The following is a 26810-nucleotide window of genomic DNA, read 5'->3' as shown; positions in this document are numbered from 1 at the left end:
ATGTTCCGCTTTCTCCATTCGAGCGACCTGCATCTGGGCAAGCGCTTCGGCAATTTCTCCGGCGACCTGCCGAGCCGGCTGCGCGAGGCGCGCCATGGCGTGATCGCCCGGCTGGCGCAGCACGCGCGCGAGCAGGGCGCGGGCACCGTCCTGCTCGCCGGCGACACCTTCGACACCGAGACGCCGGCGCCGGATGTGCGCCGGCAGGCACTCGCCGAGATGCGCCATCACGCGCCCCTGCGCTGGGTGATCCTGCCCGGCAACCATGATTCGCTTCAGGCGGCGCAGCTCTGGGCGACGCTGAGAGCGGAGGCGCCGGAGAACGTCATCCTCGCCATGGAAGCCCGCCCGGTGGAACTGGCGCCGGACGTGGTGCTGCTTCCCGCCCCCTGCACCACGCGGCGGCCCGGCCGCGACCTGACCGAATGGATGGACGGCGAGGCAACTCCCGAGGGCACGGCGCGCCTCGGCCTCGCCCATGGCGCCATCCGCAGCTTCTCCGAGGACGCCGTCGCCGCCGACGTGATCGCCCCCGACCGGGCGCGGCGGGCGGGCCTTGGCTATCTCGCGCTGGGCGACTGGCACGGCGCGATGGAGGTCGACCCGCGCACCCGGTACAGCGGCGCGCCCGAGCCCGACCGCTTCAAGCATGAGCGCCCCGGCGAGGCGCTGCTGGTCAGCCTTGCCGGCCCCTCCGCCCTGCCGGAGGTGACGGCGCTGGCCACGGCGAGCTTCGCCTGGCGCGCGCTGCAACTGCATCTGCTGGAGGGCGAGGACCCGGTGCCGGCGCTGGAGGCGCTGCTGCCGGAGGCAAGGCACCGCCGGCAGACGCTCGCCCGCGTGGTCGCCTCCGGGCGCAGCCGGCTGGCGGGGCATGCGGCGCTGGCGGGCGCGATCGACGCCGCGGCGCCGGATTTCGCCTACCTCGCGCTCGACGAGACCGGCCTCGCCACCGCCTGCGAACCGGACGACCTCGACCGGATCGACCGCGGCGGGGCGCTGCGCGATGCCGCGAACGCGCTGCTCGCCGAAGCGCAGGACCCGAGCCGCTCGGCCGCCGAGCGCGAGGTCGCGGGTGCGGCGCTGGCGCGGCTTTATTCCTACGCACAGGCAATCGCGCCATGAAGATCGAGGCGCTGCGCCTGTTCAACGTGAAGCGTTTCGCCGGTCGCGGGGTGGCGATCGAGGGCATCGGCGACGGCGTCAACGTGCTGTGCGCCGTCAACGAGTTCGGCAAGTCGACGAGCTTCGAGGCGCTGCACGCGCTGTTCTTCCAGCCCCATTCCGGCACGCCCGGCGATGTGCAGCGGCTGCGTCCCTATAGCGGCGGCAACCCGCTGGTGGAGGCCGACATCGCCACCGCCGGGGGCCGCTTCCGCCTCACCAAGCAGTATTATGGCGGCCGCTCGGCACGGGTGACCGATCTCGCGACCGGCCGGTTGGTGGCGCAGGCCGACGAGGCGGAGAACTTCATCGCCGGCCTCATCCGCGGCGGCACGGCGGGGCCGGCCGGGCTGCTCTGGGTCCGCCAGGGCATCACCGGCATCGAGAAGCGCAGCAAGTCGGAAGAGGACAGCGAGAAGCAGGTGCGCGCCAGCCTGCTCGAATCCGTGCAGGGCGAGGTCGAGGCGATCACCGGCGGGCGCCGCATGGCCGAGATCATGGCCGCCGCGCAGGAGGCGCTGGCGGAACTGGTCACCCCCGGCGGAAAGCCGAAGGCCAACGGGCGCTACGCCGCCGCCATCGAGGCGCGCGACCGGCTGGCGGCGCAGGAAGAGCGGCTGGCGGGCGACGTTCGGACCCTGCGCGAGGCGCTGGACGGGCGCGCCGTCGCGGTGAAGCGCCTCGCCGAGCTTGAGAGGGCCGAGGACCGGCAGGCGCGGCGCAAGGCGGTCGAGGCGGCGCAGGCGGCCTTCGATGCCGCCAAGGCACAGGGCGAGACGCTGCGCGCCGCCGAATCGGAACTGAAGCTGGCGCGCGAGCGGCGCGAGGCCGCCGACAGGGAGTTGATCGCGTTCCGGGCCGCCCTGGCGGCATCGATCGCGCAGCGGGCCGCGTTGCAGGAGGCCGAGCGGCGCCGGGACGAGGCCGTGGGCCAGCGCCGCGAGGCCATCGCGGCGATCGAGCAGGCGCAGGCGCAGGTCGTGGCTGCTGAGGCGGGGGAGCAGGAAACGCGCGACCTGCTGGCGCGCCTCGATGCCGCCATGAGGGCGCGCGAGGCCCGCGAGCGCCATGCCGCGCTGAACGAGCGGCTGACCCAGGCGGAAGCGACCCGCCGGGCGCTCGAAGCCGGCGAGGCGACGCTCGCGGTCGAGAGGATAGCGTCCGGCGCCATCGACGAGCTCCAGGCGCTCGACATCGAGATCGTGAAGCGGCGTGCGGTCGAGGAGGCGGCGCGCCCTTCGGTGGCGGTCGCCTATGCGGCCGATGCGGCTGTCGCCGTGACGATGGACGCCGCCGCGCTGCGCGAGGGCGAGGAGCGCGGCTATGACGGGCAGGCGCAGCTCGTCATTCCCGGCATCGGCACGATCACGCTGCGCTCGAACCGCCCGGCCCGGAGCGACGACCGCCTGGAACAGGCGGAAGGCAAACGCCGGGCGCTGCTCGCCGCGATGGGGGTCGACGATCTCGCCGCCGCGCGGGCGCGGCAGGTGCGGGCGCAGCAGATCGACGCCGAGCTGCGCGAGCTACGCGGCCGGCTGACCCTGCTGGCGCCGGAGGGACTGCCCAAGCTCCGGGAGGCGGTGGCGGCGCAGGACGCGATCGGTGCCGAGGGGCTCGAACTGAAGGAAGACCCGGCGCAGGTCCGTGCGTCTCTCGCGCAGGCCGAAGAGCGGCGGACGCTCGCCCGGCAGTCGCTGCGCGCGGTGGAGCCCCGGCGGGCGAGTGCCGACGAGGCCTTCGTCGCGGCCGAGACGATGCTGGCGTCGCTGAAGGCCGAGCGGGCCCAGCTGGAGGCGATCCTCGGGCCGGAAGAGGCGCGCGGCGCACGCGAGCGCGCCTTGTCGGACCGTCTCGGCGAGGTCGAGAGGACATTCGCCGAGGCCGATGCGCAGGCGCTGCGGCTGCGCGCGGCGGTGGTCGATCTGGAATCGGCCGAGGCGGCGCTGAAGCGCGCCCGCTCGGTCGAGGACGCGGTCGAGAAGGAAGCGGCGACGCTGCGCGAGACCGTCGCCGGCCTGAATGCGGAGATCCGCGCCCGCTCCGACGAGGCCGTCGAGGAAGCGCTGGGCGAGACCAGGGAGGCGCTTTCGGCGGCGAATTCCCGCGTCGAGGCCTTCGCCGGCGAGGTCCGCGTGCTGCAGCGGCTGGCATCGGCGCTGGAGGCCGCCCGGTCGCAGGCGCGCGAGCTCTATCTCAAGCCGGTGATGGCGGAGTTGCGCCCGCTGCTCGGCCTGCTGTTCGACGATGTCGCGATCACCTTCGACGACAGGACGCTGCTGCCCCAGACGATCCGCCGCAACGGCCATGAGGAGGATGTCGAGCGCCTGAGCGGGGGCATGCGCGAGCAGCTCTCGGTGCTGACGCGGCTGGCCTTCGCCCGGCTGCTCGCCCGCGACGGGCGGCCGGCGCCGGTCATCCTCGACGACGCGCTGGTCTATTCCGACGACGACCGCATCGAGAAGATGTTCGACGCGCTGCACCGCCAGTCGCGCGACCAGCAGATCATCGTCTTCTCCTGCCGCCAGCGGGCCTTCCAGCGGCTGGGCGGCAACATTCTCCAGATGACGGACTGGCAGCCCTAGAACCTTTTCCGCGAAGGTCGACCGGCCTTCACGCCTTGAAAACGCCCCGACCGACACCTGGGCGGACAGGCGATGGCTGCGAGCTACGCTCCGGGCCTGTCGATCGGCGTCGATGCCGTTGAAGCAGGCCCTGGCGGGCGGCTGAACATCAGCAGATCATGGCTCCGGCCATCGAGGGGGAGGCGGGCGGCTCGCCCGGGCGAGGCGGAGCGTATCCCGTCAAGCACCCAATGCGGCTCGCCCGCCTCGCCCTCGCCGAGCACGCGCACCTCGATCGTCCAGACCGCGTCACCCAGCGTCAGCGTCGCCTCGAAGCCGGGCCATGCCGGGGGCAGGCAGGGCTCGACGATGAGGACGTCACCCTGCCGGCGGATGCCGAGGATGCCCTCGACCCCGGCCCGGTGCATCCAGCCCGCCGAGCCGGTGTACCAGGACCAGCCGCCGCGCCCGGCATGGGGCGCGACGGAATAGACGTCGGCGGCGACGACATAGGGCTCGACCTTGTAGCGCTCGGCGTCTTCCGGCGTGCGGGCATGGTTGATCGGGTTGAGCAGGGCGAACAGGGCGTGCGCCCTGTCGCCGTCGCCCAGATTCGCGTAGGCGAGCACCGCCCACATGGCGGCGTGGCTGTATTGCCCGCCATTCTCGCGCAGGCCGGGCGGGTAGCCCTTGATGTAGCCGGGATCGAGCGGCGTCTTGTCGAAGGGGGGCGTGAACAGCACGGCGATCTGCTGGTCGGGGCGGATGAGATGGCGTTCGAGCGAGGCCATGGCGGTGGCGGCGCGCAGCGTATCGGCGGCGCCCGACAGCACCGCCCAGGACTGCGCGATCGAATCGATGCGGCATTCCCCGCTGTCCTTCGAGCCGAGCCAGGTGCCGTCGTCGAAGGTCGCGCGGCGATACCACTCGCCGTCCCAGGCCGAGCGCTCGATGGCGCGCCGCACCGAGGCGGCATGGGCGCGCCAGCGGCGGGCGCGGTCGGGGTCGCGTTCATCGGCGAACGGTGCGAACAGCTCGATGGTGCGGATGAGCAGCCAGCCGAGCCAGACGCTCTCGCCCCTGCCGCCCTCGCCGACGCGGTTCATGCCGTCGTTCCAGTCGCCGGTGCCCATGAGCGGAAGGCCGCGCGCGCCGGTGAGCGAAACCGTGTGATCGAGGCCGCGGGCGCAGTGCTCGAACAGGGACCCGGTCTCGTCCGCCGGCATCGGCTGGAAGAAATGGTCGTGCTCGCCGGGCTGCAAGGGCGGCCCGTCCAGATAGGGCACGATCTCGTCGAGGATCGCCGCGTCGCCCGAGCTGTCGATATAGGTCGCGGTGGCGAAGGCCAGCCACACCGGATCGTCGGAGATGCGGGTGCGCACGCCCTGTCCCGATTGCGGCAGCCACCAATGCTGGACGTCGCCCTCGACGAACTGCCGCCCGGCGGCGCGCACTATATGCGCGCGCGTCTGCGCCGGCAGCGCCAGCGTCAGTGCCATGCCGTCCTGCAGCTGGTCGCGGAAGCCATAGGCGCCGCTGGCCTGGTAGAAGGCGGAGCGCGCGGTGATGCGGCAGGCGAGCGTCTGGTAGAGCAGCCAGCCATTCAGCAGGATGTCCATCGCCCGGTCCGGCGTCTTCACCTGGACCGTGCCGAGCACCGTCTGCCAGTGCGCCGTCACCGCGGCGAGAACGGTGTCGAGGTCGGCCGCCCGGTAGCGGGCGATCAGCGCGCGGGTTTCCTCGACGGAGGCGCACTGGCCCATGAGCGCGACGACCTCGACGCTCTCGCCGATGCCGAGTTCGACCACCGCCTGCAGGGCGGCGCAGGGGTCGAGCCCCGCGCCGGTGGTGCCGGAGAGCGGCGTCCCGCCGGCGAGGCCGAGGGGCGAGGCAGGTCCTGCGTTGCGGCCGAGGAACTCGGTGCGGTCCGCCGTCCAGGCGCTTTGCCGCCCGCCGAGATCGGCGAAGGCCACGCGGGAGGCGAAGGACGAACTCCAGGGATTGCGGGCCAGCAGCGCGCCGGTTTCCGCGTCCATCTCGGTGGTGATGAACGGCGCGGAGGTGCCGCGCGCGGTGCCGAGCACCCATTCGGCATAGCTGGTGACGGAGAGCCGGCGGGGCCGGCCGGACAGGTTGGTCAGCCTCAGGCGGGAGATCCTGACCGGATCGTCGAGCGGCACGAAGTGAAGCAGGTCGAGGCCGATGCCGTTGGCCTCATGCTCGAAGCGGCTGTAGCCGAAGCCGTGCCGGGCGACATAGGTGCCGCCGTCGCGGATGGGCTGCGCGGTCGGGCTCCACAGATCGCCGCTCACCTCGTCCCGCACATAGATCGCCTCGCCGACGGGGTCGGAGACGGGATCGTTCGACCATTGGGTGAGCTGGTTCTCGCGGCTGTTCTGCGCCCAGGTGTATCCGCAGCCCTCGGCGGATATCTGGAAGCCGAAGCCGGCATTGGCGACGACGTTGATCCAGGGCGCCGGGGTGGCCTGGCCCGGCCCGAGGATGGTGACATATTCACGCCCATGCCGGTCGAAGCCCCCGAGGCCGTTGAAGAATTCCAGCACCGGCGGTTCGTGCGTCCTGGCAGGCGCCTGCAGCGCCGCCAGGCTGCGGATCGGGCGGCGCGTTGCGGGAGGCTCCGGCTTGCGGCGGGTGCGCGCGAGCTGGTCGGCAAGCGATCCACGGCGCGCCAGCAGCACGACGCGCGCGACCGACTGCAGCCGCGCCCGCGACTCAACGCTCATGAGGTCGGCACGCAGCACATAGACCGATCCCATCGCCGGCTCGTCGCCGTGCAGGGGGCGGGACGCATTGGTCCGCGCCGCCGTCTCGACGGCGACCTGCAGGTCCTGCACATAGGAGGAGGCGCGCTCGTTGATGATGACGAGGTCCACGGCGAGGCGCTTCATCCGCCAATATTCGCGCGCGCGCAGCAACTGACGCACCTGGGCGATGTCCTCGATATCGTCGATGCGCAGCAGCACGATCGGCAGGTCGCCGGAGATGGCATGCTGCCAGAGGCCCGATTGCGGGCCGGCGCCGCGCAGGATGATGTCGGAGGACGACCGGAAACGGCGGTCGGCATAGAGCAGCGGGGCGGCGAGCCGCTGGAAATCGGCGGCCTCCTCCAGGTCCACGTCGATGTGCCGGAGCTGGACCTGTGCCTGCGTCCACGCCAGGGTTCGGGCGCGGTCGAAGGCGTTGCGGTCGTGATGGGTGTCGATGAGGTCGAGCAGTTCGTCCCGCGACGACGCGACCATCGTCCAGAAGGCGACGCGGGCAACCTTGCCAGGCGCGATGCGCAGGCTCCGGCGCAGTGAAAAGACGGGGTCCAGCACGGTGCCCACGGTGTTCGACAGCGGCTGCCCCTCCGACATGACCTCCGCCGCGCCGATGCTGCGTCCGCGGCCGATGAAGTGGGCGCGGGCGGTCTCGTATTGCGGATCGGCGGCGATCTCGCCTTCCACCACCGCGAAATGCGCCGCCCAGATTTGCGGCTCGCCCGGCGCGCGAAGCCGCCTTGTGGCGATGAGGGCGCCGAATTCCGGCAGATGCTCGGTCTCGACGAACATCTTGGCGAAGGCCGGATGGGCATCGTCGGTAGCGGGCGCGGCGAGGACGAGCTCGGCATAGGAGGTGATCTCGATCTCGCGGGTCCGCCGACCGGTATTGGTCAGCGAAACGCGCCGGACCTCGCCATTGTGCTCGCCCGAGACGATCACATCCATCGACGTCGTCAGGCCGACATCGTGACGGATGAACTCGGCGTAGTCCTCGCCGAACACGACGTCGCTTTCGCCGGCGCTGGCGGGCATCGGCTGGGTGGTGGCGGACCAGACGCCGCCGCTGCGCTTGTCGCGAAGGAAGATGAAGGAGCCCCAGCCGTCGCGCGTGGCGTCCTCGCGCCAGCGCGTCACCGCGATGTCGCGCCAGCGGCTGTAGCCGCCGCCGGACGCCGTCAGCATGACGGCATAGCTGCCATTGGAGAGCAGGTGCGTGATCGGCGCGCCGGCCGTGGGTGCCGCCAGGCGGCGCACCGTGGCCCCGTCGCCGCGGCTGTCGACGGCGGCGGCGCGAACCTCCTCGGCACGCGGGCGCGCCACGACGACGTCGCGTGGCGAACGTTCCTGCAGCAGCAGCTCGCTCGCCCGGATCATCGGCTCGCGATGGAATCTCGCGCGCATCTCGCCGCCCAGCAGCGTGTTGGCGATCGCAACGATGGTCATGCCCTGATGATGCGCCATGAAGCTGCGGACGATCGCGACGTCGTCGGCTTCCGGCACCCGCGCGCGCGTGAAGTCGAGCGCCTCGTAGAAACCGTAGCGCCCCAGCGCACCTAGTTCAGCGAGGCGGGCATAGTTCTGCCGCGCGCGGTCGGGGTCCACCATGCTGGCGAGTCCGGTCGCGTAGGGGGCGACCACGACGTTCTCCGAGAGACCGCGCTTCAGGCCGAGGCCGGGCACGCCGAAATTGCCGTACTGGTAGGTGAATTCGATGTCGCGCGCATTGTAGGCGGATTCCGACATGCCCCACGGCACGCCCAGCGAGCGGGCATAGGAGCGTTGCCGCTCGACCACGAGGCGGGTGGTCTGTTCGAGCACGCTGCCGGCGGGCGCGCGCATCACCAGCGACGGCATGAGATATTCGAACATCGAGCCCGACCAGGAGATCAGCGCCGAGCCGTTGCCGAGCGGCGTCGCCAGCCGGCCGAGCCGGAACCAGTGGCGGGTCGGCGCGTCGCCCTTGGCGATGGCGAACAGGCTGGCGAGCCGCGCCTCCGAGGCCAGCAGGTCGTAACAGCTCGGATCAAGGCCGTTGTCGAGCAGCGAGAAGCCGATCGAGAGCAGCTTGTGCTCGGGATCGATCAGGAAGGCGAAGTCCATGTCCATCGCCATGGACCGCGCCGTGCCGGCGAGCGCGGTCAGCCGGTCCGTCACGGCGGCCGGCGTCCCCAGGAGCTGGAGGCGGTCGCGCTCATGTCCGCTCACCGCCTGGCCGAGCGCCTCGATCCAGAACGTGACGTCGGTGGAGCTGTCGTCGCCGGTCGCCGGGACGATCTCCTGTGCGATCCTGCCGGCCTTGTCGGTCAGCCGCTTCAGCACCGGCGCCGTCGCCTCCAGTGCCTGCACGCCGTTCATCTGGGCGTCGATCTCGTCCAGCGCGTCGGCCAGAGCCCGGGCCTGCGGGCTGCCCATGGCGGGCAGTTCCTCCATGGCGCCGCGCGCCAGGGCGAGTGTGTCGGCCATGCCCTGGCGAATGTTGGTGCCGGCAGGAGCGTCCGCCCACTCCTCGCAGGCATTGGCCAGGGTGATGAGGTGGCCGGCGAGATTGCCGCTGTCCACCGACGAGACATAGTCGGGCGGCAGCGGCGCGAGGTCCTGCGTGCCGTACCAGTTGAAGAAGTGTCCGTGGAAGCGGGGCAGCTTCTTCAGCGTCTCGAACGTCGCCTCCAGCCGTTCGACGGTCTCGATCGTGCCGGCCCAGCCGAAGTCGCGCGCGGTGACGGCCGAGAGCAGATAGAGGCCGATATTGGTCGGCGAGGTCCGATGCGCGACGACCGGCTTCGGCGTTTCCTGGAAATTGTCCGGCGGCAGCATGTTCTCGGCCGGCGTGACGAAGGTCTCGAAATAGCGCCAGGTGCGCCGGGCGATCAGCCGCAGATCGCGCGCTTCCGCGTCCCCGACCGCAAGGCGCACCGAGACCTTGGGCGAACGGCTCGCCCATTGCGCGATCAGCGGCGCGCCGAGCCAGAGCAGGGCGAACGGCAGGACGAGCGGCCAGGAGGACGGCGCCAGGGCGAGTGCGGCCACCGCGAGCACGAGGGCGAGCGCGGTGCCGCCGGCCATCTGCCGATAGAAGCCGAGATGACCCAGTCGCGGCCCTGCCGAGGACGTCGCCGCCGTCGTCCATTCCAGCAGATGGCGGCGTGTCAGGACCAGACGCAGCAGGGTGCGGATCGCGGCATCGGCGGCCCGCCAGGCCTGATCGGCGAGAAAGGTGAGCGACAGGAAAGTCTGTGCGGCGGCGAGCCGCAGATCGGCCCGCAGCCGGGCGAGGTGGCTGCGCAGGCGTATGTCGGGGCGGCCGGGAACCAGGCAGAAGAGGATCGGCAGGAAGGCGGGAACCGCGATGGTGGCGCTGATCAGCAGCGTGGCGATCAGCGCCGCCGGCATCGGGAACAGCCATGAGAGGCCCAGCGCCAGCAAGGTGAGCGGGCCGAGCGTGGAGCGGCGCAGATTGTCGAACATCTTGCCGCGACCGACCGGCGTGAGCCCGCGCCGTCCGGTTCCCTCGCCGAACATCCACGGCAGCAGCTGCCAGTCGCCGCGCATCCAGCGATGCTGCCGCCTGGCGACGACGTCGTAGCGCGAGGGGAACTCCTCGACGACCTCGATATCCGAGGCGAGGCCGGCACGGGCGAACACGCCCTCGAAAAGATCGTGGCTGAGCAGCGTGTTGTCCGGGATGCGCCCGGCCAGCGCGGCCTCGAAGGCGTCGACGTCATAGATGCCCTTGCCGGTGTAGGAGCCTTCGCCGAACAGGTCCTGATAGACGTCGGAAACCGCCGCGGCGTAAGGGTCCATACCGCCTCCGCCGGAAATGACCCGCTGGTAGAACGAGCCTTCGCGGCCGATCGGCAGCGAGGGCGTGACCCGGGGCTGGAGAATGCCGTAGCCACCGACCACGCGCTGTTCGGCGGCGCTGAATTTCGGCCGGTTCAGCGGATGCGCCATCTTGCCGACCAGCCGCAGCGCGGCGTCGCGCGGCAGGCGGGTATCGGCATCGAGCGTGACGACGTAGCGCACATCCGCCGGGACCTGCGGAGGGCTCCCGTCAACCGCCATGAAGGAGGTATCGTCCGCCGCGCGCAGCAGCCGGTTGAGCTCGTGCAGCTTGCCGCGCTTGCGCTCCCACCCCATCCATTTGCCCTCGCCCGGATTGAACCGTCGATGGCGGTGCAGCAGGAGGAAGCGCGCGCCCGCCGGGCCGGGGCCGTAGCGCCGGTTCAGGTGCTCGATCCCCTCCGCGGCGCACTGCAAGAGCGCGGCATCGCCCGGCAGGACCTCGCAATCGGCGTCGATGCCGTCCGACAGGAGGGCGAAGGTGAGATCGCCGCCCGCCCCGGAAAGGAAGTGAACCTCGAGCCTTTCGATCTGTTCCTGAAGATCGGCTTCGCTGGTGAGCAGCGTCGGCACGGCGACGAGGGTGCGCAGGGAGCCCGGTACGCCGCCGGCAAGCTCGAGGCCGGGCAGGCTGGTGGCGCCGAACATCCATGCCACACCCCGGTTCACCAGGGCGGTCGCCACCTCGCTCGCCGGAAGGAAGCCGGCCAGCGCGAACAAGGCGAGCCAGCCGCTGGAAAGGCCGGCGGCACCGAGGGCCCAGAGCGCCAGCGCGATGAGGCCGAGGGTGACGGCGAGGATGGTGCCGATATAGCCGCCGATGCCCAGCCGGATGCTGAGGCGGCTGAAGCGGAGCCGGGCCGGCGGGCGGAAATGGATCGTCCGCTCCAGCACGCTCCGGCCGCTGCCGATGAGATAATAGCCGGGATCGGCGGCCGGTTCGGTCGCGGCCTCGCGCACGGCGGCAGACTCGGCCGCGGCCTGCAGCGCCAGCCCGGCGATGTCGAGCTCGGACGTTCGGGAGCCGCGCGCGAGCTGCTCGATCGCGCTGCGGTAGAGGTTGCGGGTGGGAAAATCCATCGCGGCGAAGGCGCTGCCCGCCCGCAGCCGGTCATCGACCAGGCTGACGCTCTCGAACAGTTCGGCCCAGTCGATGTCGGAGATCAGCCGCATGCTGGTGATGACGTTGCGCACGGTGACATTGGAGGCGCCCAGCCGCTGCTGGGCGTGCTGGACCACGCCGTCGACCGAGGCGCCCTGGGCGCCCAGCCGCACTTCCAGCCATCCGAGCGCCGGCGTGACGCGCGGGTCCTGGTCCCGGAGCCGCTTGGCCAGCTGGGCGGCGAATACCTCGTCCAGTGCTTCCGGCGAGCGGATCAGGATGTCCGCGTCGAGCGCGGCGCGGGCTTCGCCCGAGGCGAGGAGCCGGTCGGCCAGCAGGTCCGCCTCCTGGCGCGAGCGACGCCCGTCCGTGATCTGGTCGGCCAGCCGGCGAAGGTTCTCGATCAGCACGATGCGCAGCGTGATCGCCACGGCCCACAGCTCGCCGATGGTCAGCGGCTCGACCTGCTGATAGGCCGCTATGAAGCGACGCAGCATCTCGGGATCGAAATGGCTGTCGGTGTGGGCGACATAGGCCCAGGCGAGGCCCAGCACCCTGGGATAGCCGGCGAAAGGCCCCCCGGCGAGCTTCGGCAATTGCCGATAGTAGCCCGGTGGCAGGTCGTCGCGGATCTCGCGGATCTGCTCCTCGATGAGATGATAATTGTCGAGCAGCCATTCGGCGGCGGGCACCACGGGGCGCCCGGCTTCGGCGACGGCGGCGGTCGCCCGATAGGCCGCCAGCAGCACGCCGGCATTGCTCTTGAGCCGGGCATGCAGCGAAGGGACGGCGGGAGGCCGCAAGGTGATCGACTGGGCCGTCGCCAGGCTCCGGGCGTGCTGCTCCAGCCGCTCGGCGCCGAACATCTCCTCGCGGATCGGCGAGGCGTCGTCCCAGACGGAACCCTGCCACGCGCGGTTCCTCCACGAGGAGAGCCCGTACGAGGAGAGCTTGGAGAGCTTGGCCCCGCAGCGGCGGTGGAGATCGGCGATCGGATTCATATGGGCTTCCGGTCCGGAGTGGCGCGAGGCGCATGAACGGACGATGGCTCGGAGCCGGAGGCCGGTCCGGCCGCGGCGTGCCGGCTATCCCCGCGCGACGCTCTGATGGGTCGGACGGCCCGCGAACCGCGCCGCTCCCGTGGGCCGAGGCGCCCGCCATCCCGATCGGCGACGCCAGTCGGCCGCCGCCGGCAACTCGCCGTCGACATCGACATGCGCGGCATCGCCTTCCCGCGACAGGCGCTTTTCGGAAAAGCGAAGTCTCAGCAGCCGGCCATCCGTCGTGCGCAGACGCACATCCGTGCGGCCGAACACTTTCTCCAGCGTCGATGCCGGCAGGCGAATCTCGCCGCAGCTCGTCACCTGGCCGGTGTTCGAGAGATAGCCGTCGAAATCATACTGCGTCGGTGCGACCGAGGCGTTCCCGCAGAGGAGAAGGCCGGTCCCGCGAAGTCCGCCGAGATAGTCCATGGCCGATGTCTCCCTGTCGGGCGAGGGGTTACGTTCGAGGGCCGGCTTCCTGCGCCTTCGCCAGCTCGTCGGCGCTGACCTCGAAGACCTGGCCGGAACTGCCGGGCGTGCCGATGGCCGGCGTGTGCAGCATCGTCGCGCAGCGCCGATAGGCGAGGAAGGAGATGTTCGAAATCTCTTCCTCGTCGATCACCACGCGATACGTGCCCGCAGGCTGCGGGTGGTCTGTCGCGCTCAGTTTGAACGGATGATTGAAGGTGACCGTGGTTTCGCGGGTCCTGATGGGCATGACGGCACCTCAGCCCTTCTTGCCTGGCCGCTCGATCGGCGTGGACAGGCCCCTGCCAAGGGTGGGAATGGCGGCCACGGGCTCCTTGACCTTCTTCGGCTTCTTCGCTTCCCGGTTGCTGCGTCGCGGGCTCTTGGCCATGATCGTCTCCTCCATGTCGCGTGGACTGCGGTCGACGGAACGAAAAGCCCCGCAACCTCGGGGAGGCGCGGGGCTGGCAGGCGCCGGGCGCCTCCGATCGCTTCGGCACCGCCCGTCCCGGCCGCCAGTACATCCGTGGTCGGCCGGTCTGGCGATGCGCTCTCGGCAAACTCCGCAATCCGGAGATGCCGACATCATGCCGTCAGCTCAGTGCCTGCAGCCGGTCGGCGGACATCTTGCCGCTTCTCTGGTCGGTGACGAGCTCGAAGCCCACCCTCTGACCTTCGCGCAGGTCACTCATGCCGGCACGCTCCACGGCACTGATATGAACGAACGCGTCACTGCCGCCGTCATCCGGGGCGATGAATCCAAAGCCCTTCTGGGCATTGAACCATTTTACGGTTCCCGTGGTCATGGGAAACCCTTTCGTACTTAAAAGTCTGGCTTGCCTGCGAAAACGCAGGCCGTCGAAATCGCATTTTCAGGAAAAGAGAACAAAATGACCCGAAAAAGCATTCGCGAGACAGGCGTTCATCTTGCCGTTTATCGACTGCATTAATATGCGACTCTAGTGGAGATATTACAAGATCGTCGTATTTTTAAAGAATTACGTTCGGAAAAGTCGAGCGTCGGCACCTGATGAAGCCCTTGGCGGGCGGCCTGCAACACTGCGGTCGATCGGCGCGCATCCCGCGCTCACGCCGCGCGGCCTGGGCTTGGACTTGGGCTTGGGCCTGGGGCGGGGGCCGGGTCCAGGCGGGTCTCGAACAGACGCCCGACCGGCGTTTCGCGAAGATGCTCGCCGTCCCGCTCGATGAACAGGGCATCGAGATTGTGCCGGCGCGCCAGCTCCGCGCCCTCCCGGCTTCCGCGCACCATCAGTGCCGTTGCCCACGCGTCGGCGATCATGCAGGTCGCGCAGACGACGGTGACGGAGGCGGGCGACGCGGCGAGCGGCCCGCCGCGCGCCGGGTCCATGGTGTGCGACAGGCGCCGGCCGCCGACGTCGACCCAGTGGCGGTAGTCGCCCGAGGTGGCGACGGCGGCGTCGTGCAGGGCGAGGATCGCATGAGGGGCGCGTGCGAAGTGGTCCGGGCGCTCGATGGCCACGGCCCACGGGGCCCCGTCGGGCTGAAGCCCGCTGGCGCGCAATTCGCCATCTATGGCCACCAGGGCGCTCGCGATGCCCGATGCGCGCACCACCTCGGCCAGCCGGTCCACGCCATAGCCCTTGGCGATGCCCGACAGGTCGAGGGTCAACGGGTCATGCTTGCGTACCCGGCCGTTCGCCGGGTCGAGTTCCAGCGCATCATGGGTCTGGCGTCTCGGCCTGCCGAGGGCCGCGCGGATGCTGGCCGCACTGGCCTCGGTCCGGCCGAAGCCCCAGGCGTTGACGGCATCGCCGACGCCGATGTCGAAGGCCCCGTCCGAGGCGCGCCCGACCGCCAGTGCGCTCTCCAGCACCGTCATGAGGCGCGGCGGCACGTCGATCCAGAGGTCGGGTGGCGCGGCGTTGAGGCGCATCAGGTCGCTGTCCGGCTTCCAGCTGGACATCTGCGCGTCCACTTCATCGGTCGCCGCCTGAAGCGCGGCCTCGACCGGAGCGACGTCGAGGCCCGGAGCGGCATGGAACAGGGCCGACCAGCGCGTGCCCATGGTGGGGCCGCTCAAGGCGTGGCGCAGGCGATCAGTAGACATCTTCGACATAGCGTCCCTCGGCTTTCAGCGTGGCCGGCGTCAGCCCGGACGGCGCGAGGATGTCGGCCAGCGCCTCCGCCACCCCGGCCGCCATGTCGCGCCCGCCGCAGACCATCACGCGGGCCCCGCCCCGGATCAGCCGCGCGACCTGCGCTCCCTCCGTGCGCAGCGCGTCCTGCACGTAATGGGGGCGTGCCCCGCGCGAGACCGCGGTGACGAGCCGCGCGAGGCGGCCGGTTTTCCGCCAGGCCGGGAGTTCCTCGCCATAGAGGAAATCGCTGTCGGGATGGCGCATGCCGAAGAACAGATGCACGGGGCGCCGCGCCGTGTTGGCGCGGATGAAGCCGGCGAGCGGGCCGATCCCGGTGCCGGCGCCGATCAGGATCAGCGGCGTGCGGCCAGGACCGACCCGGAACGCCGGATTCGGCCGCAGGAAGGCGGTCACGGCGTCTCCCGGCTCGAGCTCCACGAGCTGCCCGGAGCACAGGCCGCCGGGCTGCTTCCTCACCACGATCTCGACGAAGCCGTCGCGGCTTCCCGAGGCGAGCGAATAGAACCGCGGCACCGCCGAGCCCGCCGGCAGGATGCCCAGCAGGTCGCCCGCCCGGAAAGAGCCGAAGCCGCGTCCGGTCAGGCGTCGCCAGAAGGGAACCCTCGGCAGGGCGAAGCGCAGGATCGCGGTCGGCGCCTGCACCTGTGCCCCGTAATCGCGGCGCGAGACCAGCGTCAGCGCATGCGAGGCGGGCGGCACCGGCTGGTGGCAGAGCTCCAGCGAAATCCCCGTCGCCGCGCCCAGCGCGCGCCCCCAGCGGGCAAAATCCTGCGGCGACTGGCAATTCACCGTGTCGAAGGGCACAAGCTGCCGCCAGCCCTTCGCCCGCGCCGCCGCCGACACCGCCTGCGCGAAGGCGCAGAAGGCCGGGAAGCCGCGATCGCCGAAGCCGAGCACCGCGAGACGCGCGGCGGGTGCGGTTTCGAGCTGCGCCAGCCGGTCGAGGAACCCCTTCGCGGACGCCGGCGCGTCGCCCTCGCCATAGGTCGCGGCGAGAATGAGAATGCGCTCGGCGCGGGCGTAGCGCGCCGGATCGAAGCTCGACATCGCCGCCACATGGACGCTCTGGCCGGCTTCCGACAGCGCCTTGTGCAGCGTCGCGGCAAAGCCCCAGGTGCTTCCGCCCTCGCTGCCGACGAGAACGATCGTCCGGGCGCGGCCGGAAGCGGCATTGTTCCGGATACGCGGCCGTCCGCGCCGGCCCGCCCACCACAGGGCGAGCCCGGTGCCGCCCATCGCCGGCACACCCAGGGCCATGAGCCCCAGCACGAGCCCCAGCACGGCGGCGCCCTTGCCGGTGTGCAGCATGTAGATCGTTTCCGAGACATGCTCCCACATGCCCAGATCGGCCCAGGCGAGCAGCGCGCCGGTTCCCTGGTCGAGATAGCCGGTGCCCCGGTCGGTCTTCAGGGTGAAGACGTCGGTGGCGTCTCCGGGATAGGGAAAGGCCAGCTCGCGCAGTTCCGCGACCGGCGTGGCGGCGAGCCGCTCCATCCCGGCGATCGGCATGCCGCTATTCCCGCTGACCACGGTGGGAACGGCCAGTGCCGCGCCATGGGGCAGCAGGTCGAAGGTGGAAGCCGTCATCCACAGCGCCGTCGCCGAGGAAAGGGCAAGGCCGGCGACGGCGACGCGGGCGATCTCGACATGCAGCCGTCCCGCAAGCGGACCGCGCAGCTGAGCGAACCAGCGCCGCCATCCGCCGACCCGCCGCGCCACCAGCAGCGCGCCGGAGAGCGACAGGACGAGCATCGCGGCCGCGCCCGCCGCCATCGCGATCCGGCCCGCATCGTCCAGAAGAAGCGACCGGTGCAGGCTGGTCAGCCAGCGTTCGGCCGGGTTGCGGTCGGCCGAGGCGATCGCTTGCCCGGTGGCGGGGTCGATGACGGCGGCGCCCGGCGTGCCGCCTTCGAACCAGTAGGCGGTGATCCGGCCCGACGGCGCGCGCCGGATCTGCTCGACGCCCGGATGGACGGCCTGAATGCGGGCGGCGAGAGCGGCCACGGTGAGCCCGTCCGCGGCGGGCGGCGCGGCAAGGCGCTCCGCCGCGGGGAAGACCGACAGAGCCGCGCCGCTGAGCGCCAGAACGGTGACGAGCGCCAGAGCCAGCAGACCCGGCCAGCGGTGGAGAGCGCGGATCATGGCCCCGGCCTCCTCACAGCCCGTAGCTGAAGTCGGCGACATAGCGCCGGCCGCGCACCGGCTTGCCCGCGCCGGTCGTCGTCAGCGGCACCGACACGTCGTTGGGGCTGTCGCGCATGTCCTCCGCGGCCGCGTCGACGTGCAGCGTGTAGCCGGCGTCGAACAGGGCGTCGGCGAGATCGAGCGTGATCTTGAGCGTCCGGCCGGCGCCGACACTGGCGCCGGTGATGCCGTTGATCTGGGCCGGGGCGCCCCCGGTCGCGCGATACCAGTCGGTGAGGTGCTGGTAGTACTTCGACTTGCCGCCGGCCATCCAGAGACTGCCGGCATAGGCGCCTTTCGCGTCCGTCACGTAGAAGGCGAGGTAGGCGCCGTTGCCACCGTAATTGGTGAGCGTCGTGGTCAGCGTGACGGGACGCGCCATGGCGAGGCTGGGAACCGTGAGCGCGGTGGTCAGCGCGAGAGCTGCGAGGATGGACTTCATCGGGAGTACCTTCTTCCGGAACGGGGATGCGGGCGGCCGGGTTCAGTTCACCTTGACCTGCGGCGGCGCGCCGTTTCCGAACAGCCCGTTCTGCGGCGGGGCGACGGTGCCGGCCGGAGCCGGATTGCCGGCGCCGCGACCCGCGCCGTCATCGTCGTCGTCGTCATCATCGTCGTCGTCGTCATCGCGGCCGTTGCCGGGGTGGCGGCGATCGGCATCGTCGTCATCGTCGTCGTCACGGGCGAGGATGAGCGGGAGCGCGGCCCGTTCGTCGTCGAGGACGGTCGCGATCGGGCGGTCGTCGGCTCCCGCGGGGCTGCGCATGGCACTCCATGCCGGAAGGCCGAAGACGGTTGCCAGGGACGTCGAGGCAACGAGAAGGGCGAGGATCTTTCTCATGGCAGGATCTCCTTGTCTGCGGAGAGCACCCTGAAGCCGCCAGCTGAGGGCTGCCTGACAGGGAGAGGATTTCCGCTTCAGCTTGCCGTCAGGAAAGAAAAAGCCCCGCCGGTCGGGCGGGGCTCTGTCGGGGCGAAGGGTGGGCAAAGGGTGGGCGGCCGGCATTTCAGTCGCCGACATGTCAGTCCTTGTCGCGGCCCTCGTGCTCGATCTCGATCACCTGAAGCGTCGCGGGATGGACGGTCACCTCGATCCGGCGCCCCTCGGCGTCCCGGCCGTCGATCTGGTAGCAGCCATCGTCGATCTTGATCCTGCGGACGGTCCAGCCATTCGCCTGGGCCAGCCGGGCCACGGCCTCGCGCGGCTGCCAATCGGCCATGGGCACGAAACAGTCGTCGTCGGCCAAGGCCGGTCCCATCGGCAACGCCGTGAGAAAAGCCAGAATTGTCAGTATTTTCCGCATGGGCCAAACTCCGTGCAACGGCCATCTTGAGCCAACCATGCGCGATGAAGCTGACGGGATCCTGAAGCGCGGGACCCGCAACCCGTCAGCTTCGCGTCAGCCCAAGCGAACAAAAGCGTGCATGAAGACCGGGGGAACGGAAAGCCATGCGCATTCTGCTGATCGAGGACGATACCGTTCTGGGTGCCGCCGTGAGGGACCAGATCGCCGGCGACGCTCATTCGGTGGACTGGGTCACGCGCCTCGATGCGGCGGGCGACGCGATGACGAGCGCGACCTATGACCTGATCCTGCTCGACCTCATGCTGCCGGATGGCCGGGGGATCGGATTTCTCAGGGCGTTGCGGGCCCGGGGCGACGTGACGCCGGTGATCATCCTGACCGCGCTCGATCAGGTCTCCGACAGGATCGAGGGGCTGAACGCCGGCGCCGACGACTACCTCGTCAAGCCGTTCGACCTGGCGGAACTGTCGGCCCGGATCGGCTCGGTCGGGCGGCGCTACACGGGCAACCCGAACCCGATCATCACCCACGGCGCGCTCGACATCGATCTCGCGGCGCGCAGCGTCCGCCGGGACGGCAGGCCGATCCCGCTCACGGCGCGCGAATGGTCCCTGTTCGAAGCGTTTCTGGCGCGCCCCGGCCAGCTTCTCTCCAAGGCGCAGCTGGAAGAAAAGCTCTATGCCTTCAACGCCGAGATAGAGAGCAACACGATCGAGGTGCATATCAGCCGGCTGCGCAAGAAGCTCGGGACCGACGTCATCGAGACCGAGCGTGGCCTCGGCTACCGGCTGGGGGCACCATGAGGTGGCCGCGCAGCCTGCAGGCCCGGCTGGGGCTGTCCATCGGCGTCCTGCTGACGGTCCTGTGGATCGCCGCCGCCGCCGTGACGGCGGTGGTCCTCCGGCACGAGATGGACGAGGTCTTCGATTCCTCGCTGCAGGAAACCGCGCAGCGTCTGCTGCCGCTCGCCGTGGTGGACATCGTCGGGCGCGAGGATGACGGCGTCACCCAGCGGCTCGGCGCGCTCCGCGGGCATGACGAGTTCTTCACCTACATCGTCCGCGACGCGCAGGGGCGCATCCTGCTGCAGTCGCACGCCGCCGACCCCGCCATCTTCCCCGCCTATGACGGACCCGGCTTCCGCCAGACCGCGACCCACAGGCTCTACAGCGACGAAGCCTTGCAGGGCAGCGTCCGGATCACCGTGGCCGAGCCGCTGGATCATCGCGCGGCGATCGCCCGCGAGATCCAGATGGGTCTTGGACTGCCTCTTTTCGTGGTGATCCCGGTCGCGCTTCTGGCGATCGTCCTTGCGGTGCGTGCGAGTCTGGCGCCGCTGCGCCGGTTTCGGGAAAGACTGCAGGCGCGCGACGGAAGGGATCTGTCGCCCGTTCCCGGCGGTGACCTCCCCTCCGAGATCGGCCCCCTCGCCGGGACGCTGAACGGCCTTCTGCAGCGGCTGCAGGCAGCCTTCGACGCCGAACGCAGCTTCGCTGCCAATGCCGCGCACGAGCTGCGGACGCCGCTTGCCGGGGCCATCGCGCAGGCACAACGTCTGCGCGCGGAGACCGGTGACCCGGCGGCGCGGGCGCGGGCCACCGACATCGAGGCGACGCTCAAGCGGCTCACCCGCCTGTCCGAGCGCCTCATGCAGCTTGCCCGCGCGGAGGGCGGGAGGCTTCGGCTGGACCGCACCGCCGATCTGCGGACCGTCGCGCGCCTGGTGGTCGAGGATATCGGGCGCACCGGCGCGCCGGGCCGCATCGCGCTGACGCTTCCGGACGAGCCGGTGATGTCGGACCTCGACCCCGACGCCTTCGGCATCCTTTGCCGGAACCTCGTCGAGAACGCGCTGCGCTACGGCCTCGACACCGCCCCCGTCGAGGTGGCGTTGAACGCGGACGGCACCTTCACCGTGGCGAACGAGGCGCCTGTCTTGCCGTCCGAAACGCTGAAACGCCTGCCTCTCCGCTTCGAGCGCGCCGGCGCCGACGGCAGCGGGCTCGGCCTCGCCATCGTCGCCGCCATCGCGGAGCGCATCGGAAGTTCGCTCGTTCTGTCGTCGCCGCGCCGGGGCCGGGTGTCCGGGTTCGAGGCGACGGTGAAGCTTCCGTCGCAGGGGCGGGGCGTTTGATTTTACGTCGACGCGCAAGGCGATGATCAGCGCGTGAGGGAACATAACTCGTTGCGAGACCGGCGCCCGCCGGCCGGCATTTGTGCTCCGCGCGCCCGATGAGCAATCAATCGAGGGCAAGAAGGCGGTGTCGGATCGAAGGGAAACCTGCTGCGAAAGCGGACCGCCGCCTCACAAGGGAGAACGGCTACGCTCGGCGTGCCCGGTTTGGACTGAACTGGCGGAGGGAGCGGGATTCGAACCCGCGATACGGTTTCCCGTATACACACTTTCCAGGCGTGCGCCTTCAACCACTCGGCCACCCCTCCGTTCCCCGAGCCCTGAAGCCCGGCGATCCCGACGTCGCGTGCCGGTCCTGCCGGCGCCGATCCGTCGAAGAGGCGCGGAATATAGCGAAGACCACCACTCTGGCAAGCGGTCGCGCGTGAACGGCGCGCGGATCGTCCGGAGCTGGGGAAAAGACGGCGCCCGCCCGGCGGCGGGGCGCGCTGCGCGCGGGCTTCCGGGGCGGGGAACCGCATGCGGGCCGGGCGTCGAATTCTGCCGGATCCGGCCGGACGACACGCGCGACTCAGGGCGGCGGCGGGGCGGTCGAGGTGATCGAGCAGGTCGCGGCATCGGCCTTCGGGCCCATCAGGTGGACCTGGTCCTGCCCCTTCTCGCCGGCGACGATGTTGAAGATGGTGGTGCTGGCCGAGCCGGCCGGCGCGCCCTTGACGGTGAAGGCGCAGGTGACCCCGACCGAGCCGACCGTCGCGGAGGTGCGGTTGGTGACGGAAACGCCGATCACCGTGCCGACATCGTTGGTGAAGATGTCGCCCTGCGTGAGCGTGAGACCGGAATCGGCGGGCTGGGCGGTCGCCACCCCGACAGTCGCGCAGGTCAGCGACATTGCCGCCAGCAGGGCGAATGCCCGGTTAGCCTTGTGGTTCATGGAGTGCCCCGCGCGGTCCGTTACGGCGTCCGGACCGCGACGTCTCTGTTCGGGTCGCCGTGCCCGGTAGCCTAGTGCATGCGCGACAAAAGTCGAGACGGCGTCGGTGCCTGTGTGCCGTTCCGCTACGGCCGAGGGGCGGCCGGCCAAAGGAGGGCAAATACCCGCAAGTGATCGACTCTCCCATTCGTCGGAAGGCGGCTCTGCCGGCGCGCCAGGCGCGTATTGCTTCCGGAGCGGCGTGCAGGGGAGAGGTATAGCGTTGCAGCTCTTAGCGGCGGACGCTGGCCGGGCGGAGATAGGTACGGTCCGGAATCGAAACGGGGGTGGTGAAATGATCCATATGGGCGAGTTGTTCGTTATATTTACAATGTGACGTACAGAAATACATGGAAATCGCTCAAGCTAGACAAGTCGATCACCGCCGGTATATTCCGGGTACGGAAAATATGTGCCACGGGGGAACGGAATGGGTCCGAGCGTGTGTCAGGCCGGTCGACGTCGTTTTGGAGCCGGTTCGCTCGGCGTCGGGATGGCGGCCCTGCTGCTTGCGGCGTGCTCGGAAGAGAACACCTATGTTCCTCCCCCGCCTCCCCAGGTCACGGTCGCCAAGCCGGTCCAGCAGGAGGTGACGCGCTACCTTGAGTTCACCGGCAACACCGCCTCGATCAACACGGTCGACCTCGTCGCCCGCGTCGAAGGCTTCCTGATGTCGATCGACTACAAGGACGGCGCGGTGATGAAGAAGGGCGACCGCCTCTTCCTCATCCAGCAGGACACCTATCAGGCCGATCTCGACCAGGCGAAGGCGCAGCTCGCCTCGGCCAACGCCCAGCTCACCAACAACCAGGCCGAATATCAGCGTCAGGCGACGCTCGGCCAGCAGGACTTCTCCTCGCAGGCGACGGTCGACAAGGCCCGTGCCGCCATGGAGGAGGCCGTGGCATCGGTCGATGCGGCCAAGGCCAATATCGAGATCTCGACCATCAATCTGGGCTACACCAGCGTGATCGCGCCGTTCGACGGCATCGTCACGCGCCACCTCGCCGATGTCGGCCAGCTCGTCGGGCACAACGAGCCGACCAAGCTCGCGACCATCGTGCAGATGGACCCGATCTACGCCTACTTCAACATCAGCGAGAATCAGGTCCTGCGCATCAAGGACGCGCTGGCTGCGGAAGGCCGGACGATCGAAGAGGTCAAGCAGATCGAGATCGACATCGGCCTGCAGAACGAGGGGACGGACTTTCCGCACAAGGGCAAGCTCGACTACGTGTCGCCCGAGGTCGATCCCTCGACCGGCACGCTGCTGGTGCGCGGCGTCTTCGAGAACCAGAAGCTGGCGCTCCTGCCGGGTCTGTTCGTTCGCGTGCGCATCCCGGTCCAGAAGATCGCCGATGCCTTCCTCGTCGACGATACGGCGATCGGGACGGCGCAGCAGGGCAAGTACCTGCTCGTCGTCAACAAGGACAACGAGGTCGAGCAGAAGATCGTTACCGTCGGCCAGCAGGTCGGCAATTATCGCGTGATCGAATCCGGGCTGTCGGCCGACGACCAGGTGGTGGTCGGCGGCATCCAGCGCGCGACGCCGGGCTCCAAGGTCAAACCGGTGGAGAGTACGGCTCCGGCTCCGGTTCCGGCCGCGGCGGCTGGCACGGCGCCCGCGGCCGCGCCCGAGGCGAAGCCCGCCGCCGAGCCTGCGGCGAAGACCGGCAACTGATCCCGCGACTTCCGACCCGGACCGCTTGAACCGAAGGCCCGCACAATGATCTCACGCTTCTTCATCGAACGGCCGGTTCTCGCCAACGTCCTGGCGCTGGTCATCGTGCTGATCGGCGGCGTGGCGTTGTTCAATCTGCCTGTCGCGCAATATCCCAACGTGGTGCCGCCGACCATCCAGGTCACCACGCTCTATCCCGGCGCCAGCGCCCGCACGCTCGTCGACACGGTCGCCCTGCCCATCGAGCAGCAGGTCAACGGCGTCGAGGACATGCTCTACATGCAGTCGACCAGTGCCAGCGACGGCACCTATACGCTGACCGTGACCTTCGCCATCGGCACCGATCCGAACATGGCGCAGGTTCTGGTGCAGAACCGCGTCGCCATCGCGCTGGCCTCGCTGCCGGACGCGGTCCAGGTCCAGGGCGTGACCACGCAGATCAAGTCGACGGCGATCCTGCAGTTCGTGAACCTCTATTCGCCCGACGGGCGCTATGACAGCCTGTTCCTGGCCAATTACGGCGTCATCAACCTCGAGAACGAGATCGCCCGCCTCGACGGCATCGGCAATGTCAGCGTTTTCGGCGCCGGCCAGTACGCCATGCGCGTCTGGCTCAATCCGGACGAGCTGCAGGCCCGCCAGCTCACCCCGCAGGACGTGATCAACGCGATCCAGCAGCAGAGCCAGGAAGTGGCGTCCGGCGTCGTCGGCATGCCGCCCGTGCCGAAGGGGCAGAACTTCCAGTTCACCCTGCTGATGGACGGGCGGCTGAACGATGCCGCCGATTACGAGAACATCATCGTCAAGGTGTCGAACGCCGATGGCGGCCGCATCACCCGCCTGCGCGACGTGGCGCGCGTCGAGATCGGCGCGCAGACCTACAGCCAGGTCTTCACCTACAACAACAAGCCGGCGGCGGCGCTCGCCATCTACCAGCTGCCGGAGGCGAACTCGCTGCAGGTGGCGACCGAGGTGCGGGCCAAGATGGATCAGCTCGCCAAGAGCTTCCCGCCCGGCCTCGCCTATGCCGTGCCGTTCGACACGACGGTGTTCGTCAACGCGTCGGTGACGGAGGTCTACAAGACCCTGTTCGAGGCCGGCATCCTGGTGCTCATCGTCATCCTCGTCTTCCTGCAGGACTGGCGGGCGACGCTGGTGCCGGCGACCACCGTGCCGGTGACCATCATCGGCACCTTCGCCGCGATGGCGGCGATGGGCTTCACGGTCAACCTCTCGACCCTGTTCGCCATCGTGCTGGCGATCGGCATCGTGGTCGACGACGCCATCGTCATCGTCGAGGGCGTGGCGCGCCACATCGAGCGCGGGCTGCCGGGCCGCCAGGCCGCCGAAAAGGCGATGGACGAGCTGTTCGGGCCGATCATCGGCATCACCCTCGTGCTGATGTCGGTGTTCGTGCCGGCGGCGTTCATGCCCGGCCTCACCGGCCAGATGTACAAGCAGTTCGCCCTGGTGATCGCCGCCACCGCGCTGATCTCCGCCATCAACGCCATGACGCTGAAGCCGACCCAGTGCGCGCTCTGGCTGCGCAAGCCGGTGCCCGAGGATCAGCGCAATTTCTTCTACCGGGGCTTCAACGCCGTCTACAACAGGGCGGAGCACTGGTATGCCGGCCTGATCCACCACATGGTCAAGGCGAGCTATGTCGTCGTCGCGGTGGGCCTCGTGCTGATCGGCATCGCCATCTGGGGCATCACCCGCGTGCCGACCGGCTTCCTGCCGACCGAGGACCAGGGCTATGTGCTGATCGGCGCGCAGCTTCCCGACGCGGCCTCGCTGCAGCGCACCATCGACGTGATGAGCCAGATCTCCGAGATCGCCGGCAAGACGCCGGGGGTGAAGGACGTCATCGCCATCTCCGGCGTCTCGGTGCTCGACAACAACGCGACCCTGCCCAATGGCGGCGTCGCCTATGTCATGCTCGAGCCGTGGGACCAACGCGACAAGGCGGGGCAGGGGCTGCGCTGGATCTATGAAACGCTGAACAAGGAACTCCAGCAGGTCGAGGGCGCCTTTACCTTCGTGCTGGTGCCGCCGTCGATCCAGGGCGTGGGCAATGCCTCGGGCTTCACCATGATGGTGCAGCAGAAGGACGGCAGCTTCGACTTCCCCGAACTGCAGGCGGTGACGCAGCAGATCATGGCGAACGCCTCGACGCAGTCGGCGCTCGATCACCTGTCGACCTCGTTCCGCGCCAATGTTCCCCAGCTCTACCTGAAGATCGACCGCGTCAAGGCCGAAACGCTCGGGGTGACGGTCGGCCAGGTGTTCGAGACCGTGCAGGGCTATGTGGGGTCGAGCTACGTCACCCAGTTCAACGAGTTCGGCCAGACCTTCCAGGCCTATATCCAGGCCGAGTCCGGCTTCCGCCGCACGCCGGAGGAAATCCTCAACCTGAAGATCCGCACGCCGGACGGCATCATGGTTCCGCTCGGCACGCTGGCGGAGGTGACGCCCGCCTTCGGCCCGCCGCTGATCACGCTCTTCAACCTCTACCCGGCCACGACCATTCAGGGCGCGCCGGCCGCCGGCTTCTCGTCCGGCCAGGCGCTGGGCATCATGGACCAGATCGCCGAGGCGTCCCTGCCGAGCGGCATGGGCTACGAATGGAGCGGGATGTCCTATCAGGAGGTCGTGGTCGGCAACGAGGTCTACTTCGTTTTCGGCCTCGCCATCCTGCTCGTCTATTTCGTGCTCGCCGGCCAGTATGAGAGCTGGATCCTGCCCTTCGCGGTGCTGCTCGCGGTGCCGCTGGCGCTGCTCGGCACCGTCGCGGCGCTGACCGGGCTCGGGGTGTCGAACAACCTCTACACCCAGATCGGCCTCATCCTGCTGATCGCCCTGTCGGCGAAGAACGCCATTCTCATCGTCGAGTTCGCGCGCGAGAAGCGGGCCGAGGGGATGGAAGTCATCGAGGCCGCCACCGAGGCCGCCCGGCTGCGTTTCCGGCCGATCCTGATGACCTCCTTCGCCTTCATCCTGGGCGTTCTGCCGCTTGTGCTGGCGACCGGCGCGGGCGCGGCGTCGCGCAAGTCGATCGGCATCGCCGTGTTTAGCGGCATGCTCGCCTCGACCTGCCTGGCGGTGCTGTTCGTGCCGTCCTTCTACACGGTGCTGCAGCGCTTCGAGGAATGGCGCTCGCGCGACAAGTCGGCTCCCGGCCCGGCTTCCGGCTCCGCTCCCGGCCCGGATGCGGGCGAGGGCGCCGCCCATCCGGCGTCCTGAGGCGGGCGTCGGAACCGCGTCGTCCCGCGTGAGGAGCCATCGCCTCAATTCGCGGCACCGGGGTGACGTTTCTCTAGGCGCTCGCCGCAGACTGGATACAATGTGTGCCGGCGGCCGGGCGGCGACGCCAGGGTCCGGGCGCCGCGCATCCGCCATCGCAGCGCGGCACGATTCCTGCGTCCATCC

General features: G+C 69.8%; 17 protein-coding genes and 1 tRNA gene. 6 read left to right on the top strand and 12 right to left on the bottom strand.

Going from position 1 to position 26810, the window contains the following annotated elements:
* Together AC1PZ7_RS01195 and AC1PZ7_RS01190 are read left to right on the top strand one after the other, a co-directional pair.
* The gene (locus AC1PZ7_RS01195; RefSeq protein ID WP_482357694.1) at positions 1 to 1125 is read left to right on the top strand and encodes a metallophosphoesterase family protein; all 1125 of its coding nucleotides are present in this window, start codon (positions 1 to 3) and stop codon (positions 1123 to 1125) included.
* On the top strand, positions 1122 to 3746 hold the full coding sequence (locus AC1PZ7_RS01190) for an AAA family ATPase (protein ID WP_482357693.1): 2625 nt from the start codon (positions 1122 to 1124) through the stop codon (positions 3744 to 3746). The genes AC1PZ7_RS01195 and AC1PZ7_RS01190 overlap by 4 nt, the downstream gene beginning before the upstream one ends.
* 83 nt (positions 3747 to 3829) lie before the next feature.
* Here the strand turns inward: AC1PZ7_RS01190 and AC1PZ7_RS01185 are convergent, their stop codons facing one another.
* The 10 genes from AC1PZ7_RS01185 to AC1PZ7_RS01140 all read right to left on the bottom strand — a co-directional run bounded on the left by AC1PZ7_RS01185 (position 3830) and on the right by AC1PZ7_RS01140 (position 18590).
* Entirely contained in the window at positions 3830 to 12451 is an 8622-nt protein-coding gene (locus AC1PZ7_RS01185) for a GH36-type glycosyl hydrolase domain-containing protein (RefSeq protein ID WP_482357692.1), read from the bottom strand.
* Between the two features lie 84 nt (positions 12452 to 12535).
* Positions 12536 to 12922 carry a hypothetical protein gene (locus tag AC1PZ7_RS01180; RefSeq protein ID WP_482357691.1) on the bottom strand — a complete coding sequence of 129 codons (387 nt, stop codon included), beginning with the start codon at positions 12920 to 12922 and terminating at the stop codon, positions 12536 to 12538.
* 28 nt (positions 12923 to 12950) lie between these two features.
* Positions 12951 to 13211, bottom strand: a complete 261-nt coding sequence (locus AC1PZ7_RS01175) for a hypothetical protein (RefSeq protein WP_482357690.1) — start codon at positions 13209 to 13211, stop codon at positions 12951 to 12953.
* 9 nt (positions 13212 to 13220) lie between these two features.
* On the bottom strand, positions 13221 to 13352 hold the full coding sequence (locus AC1PZ7_RS01170; RefSeq protein ID WP_482357689.1) for a hypothetical protein: 132 nt from the start codon (positions 13350 to 13352) through the stop codon (positions 13221 to 13223).
* Between the two features lie 202 nt (positions 13353 to 13554).
* Positions 13555 to 13767 carry a cold-shock protein gene (locus tag AC1PZ7_RS01165; RefSeq protein ID WP_482357688.1) on the bottom strand — a complete coding sequence of 71 codons (213 nt, stop codon included), beginning with the start codon at positions 13765 to 13767 and terminating at the stop codon, positions 13555 to 13557.
* Positions 13768 to 14048: 281 nt separating this feature from the next.
* Positions 14049 to 15059: an FAD:protein FMN transferase gene (locus tag AC1PZ7_RS01160; protein ID WP_482357687.1), complete on the bottom strand. Its 1011-nt coding sequence runs from the start codon at positions 15057 to 15059 to the stop codon at positions 14049 to 14051.
* A complete protein-coding gene (locus tag AC1PZ7_RS01155; RefSeq protein WP_482357686.1) occupies positions 15040 to 17244 on the bottom strand; it encodes a PepSY domain-containing protein in 2205 nt (734 codons plus the stop codon). The genes AC1PZ7_RS01160 and AC1PZ7_RS01155 overlap by 20 nt, the downstream gene beginning before the upstream one ends.
* Positions 17245 to 17257: 13 nt before the next feature.
* Positions 17258 to 17728, bottom strand: coding sequence for a DUF2271 domain-containing protein (locus AC1PZ7_RS01150; protein ID WP_482357685.1), 471 nt, complete (start codon positions 17726 to 17728; stop codon positions 17258 to 17260).
* 42 nt (positions 17729 to 17770) lie between these two features.
* Positions 17771 to 18127 carry a hypothetical protein gene (locus AC1PZ7_RS01145; protein ID WP_482357684.1) on the bottom strand — a complete coding sequence of 119 codons (357 nt, stop codon included), beginning with the start codon at positions 18125 to 18127 and terminating at the stop codon, positions 17771 to 17773.
* A gap of 181 nt (positions 18128 to 18308) precedes the next feature.
* The gene (locus AC1PZ7_RS01140) at positions 18309 to 18590 is read right to left on the bottom strand and encodes a PepSY domain-containing protein (protein ID WP_482357683.1); all 282 of its coding nucleotides are present in this window, start codon (positions 18588 to 18590) and stop codon (positions 18309 to 18311) included.
* A gap of 146 nt (positions 18591 to 18736) precedes the next feature.
* On the opposite strand from AC1PZ7_RS01140, the gene AC1PZ7_RS01135 reads away from it, so the two are divergent.
* The gene (locus AC1PZ7_RS01135) at positions 18737 to 19396 is read left to right on the top strand and encodes a response regulator transcription factor (protein ID WP_482357682.1); all 660 of its coding nucleotides are present in this window, start codon (positions 18737 to 18739) and stop codon (positions 19394 to 19396) included.
* Positions 19393 to 20727, top strand: a complete 1335-nt coding sequence (locus tag AC1PZ7_RS01130; RefSeq protein ID WP_482357681.1) for a histidine kinase dimerization/phospho-acceptor domain-containing protein — start codon at positions 19393 to 19395, stop codon at positions 20725 to 20727. Before AC1PZ7_RS01135 ends, AC1PZ7_RS01130 begins: the two co-directional genes overlap by 4 nt.
* A 218-nt stretch (positions 20728 to 20945) precedes the next feature.
* Here AC1PZ7_RS01130 and AC1PZ7_RS01125 read toward each other — a convergent pair.
* Together AC1PZ7_RS01125 and AC1PZ7_RS01120 are read right to left on the bottom strand one after the other, a co-directional pair.
* Positions 20946 to 21035 (bottom strand) — tRNA-Ser (locus AC1PZ7_RS01125).
* Between the two features lie 263 nt (positions 21036 to 21298).
* Positions 21299 to 21661: a hypothetical protein gene (locus AC1PZ7_RS01120; protein ID WP_482357680.1), complete on the bottom strand. Its 363-nt coding sequence runs from the start codon at positions 21659 to 21661 to the stop codon at positions 21299 to 21301.
* A gap of 469 nt (positions 21662 to 22130) precedes the next feature.
* On the opposite strand from AC1PZ7_RS01120, the gene AC1PZ7_RS01115 reads away from it, so the two are divergent.
* Positions 22131 to 23381, top strand: coding sequence for an efflux RND transporter periplasmic adaptor subunit (locus AC1PZ7_RS01115; RefSeq protein WP_482357679.1), 1251 nt, complete (start codon positions 22131 to 22133; stop codon positions 23379 to 23381).
* A gap of 45 nt (positions 23382 to 23426) precedes the next feature.
* Entirely contained in the window at positions 23427 to 26624 is a 3198-nt protein-coding gene (locus AC1PZ7_RS01110; protein ID WP_482357678.1) for an efflux RND transporter permease subunit, read from the top strand.
* Positions 26625 to 26810 lie beyond the last annotated feature (186 nt).

The sequence above is a fragment of the Ancylobacter sp. TW_SC_1 genome (genome assembly GCF_056836805.1).
This window is presented reverse-complemented; position numbering and strand designations above follow the sequence as displayed.

Bases quoted from the DNA above. Each gene is read 5' to 3' on its own strand.
- AC1PZ7_RS01180 (WP_482357691.1), bottom strand. From the start codon at position 12,922: ATGGACTATCTCGGCGGACTTCGCGGGACCGGCCTTCTCCTCTGCGGG.
- AC1PZ7_RS01140 (WP_482357683.1), bottom strand. From the start codon at position 18,590: ATGCGGAAAATACTGACAATTCTGGCTTTTCTCACGGCGTTGCCGATG.
- AC1PZ7_RS01155 (WP_482357686.1), bottom strand. From the start codon at position 17,244: ATGATCCGCGCTCTCCACCGCTGGCCGGGTCTGCTGGCTCTGGCGCTC.
- AC1PZ7_RS01120 (WP_482357680.1), bottom strand. From the start codon at position 21,661: ATGAACCACAAGGCTAACCGGGCATTCGCCCTGCTGGCGGCAATGTCG.
- AC1PZ7_RS01115 (WP_482357679.1), top strand. From the start codon at position 22,131: ATGGGTCCGAGCGTGTGTCAGGCCGGTCGACGTCGTTTTGGAGCCGGT.
- AC1PZ7_RS01145 (WP_482357684.1), bottom strand. From the start codon at position 18,127: ATGAGAAAGATCCTCGCCCTTCTCGTTGCCTCGACGTCCCTGGCAACC.
- AC1PZ7_RS01130 (WP_482357681.1), top strand. From the start codon at position 19,393: ATGAGGTGGCCGCGCAGCCTGCAGGCCCGGCTGGGGCTGTCCATCGGC.
- AC1PZ7_RS01110 (WP_482357678.1), top strand. From the start codon at position 23,427: ATGATCTCACGCTTCTTCATCGAACGGCCGGTTCTCGCCAACGTCCTG.
- AC1PZ7_RS01150 (WP_482357685.1), bottom strand. From the start codon at position 17,728: ATGAAGTCCATCCTCGCAGCTCTCGCGCTGACCACCGCGCTCACGGTT.
- AC1PZ7_RS01185 (WP_482357692.1), bottom strand. From the start codon at position 12,451: ATGAATCCGATCGCCGATCTCCACCGCCGCTGCGGGGCCAAGCTCTCC.
- AC1PZ7_RS01135 (WP_482357682.1), top strand. From the start codon at position 18,737: ATGCGCATTCTGCTGATCGAGGACGATACCGTTCTGGGTGCCGCCGTG.
- AC1PZ7_RS01160 (WP_482357687.1), bottom strand. From the start codon at position 15,059: ATGTCGAAGATGTCTACTGATCGCCTGCGCCACGCCTTGAGCGGCCCC.
- AC1PZ7_RS01165 (WP_482357688.1), bottom strand. From the start codon at position 13,767: ATGACCACGGGAACCGTAAAATGGTTCAATGCCCAGAAGGGCTTTGGA.
- AC1PZ7_RS01195 (WP_482357694.1), top strand. From the start codon at position 1: ATGTTCCGCTTTCTCCATTCGAGCGACCTGCATCTGGGCAAGCGCTTC.
- AC1PZ7_RS01170 (WP_482357689.1), bottom strand. From the start codon at position 13,352: ATGGCCAAGAGCCCGCGACGCAGCAACCGGGAAGCGAAGAAGCCGAAG.
- AC1PZ7_RS01175 (WP_482357690.1), bottom strand. From the start codon at position 13,211: ATGCCCATCAGGACCCGCGAAACCACGGTCACCTTCAATCATCCGTTC.
- AC1PZ7_RS01190 (WP_482357693.1), top strand. From the start codon at position 1,122: ATGAAGATCGAGGCGCTGCGCCTGTTCAACGTGAAGCGTTTCGCCGGT.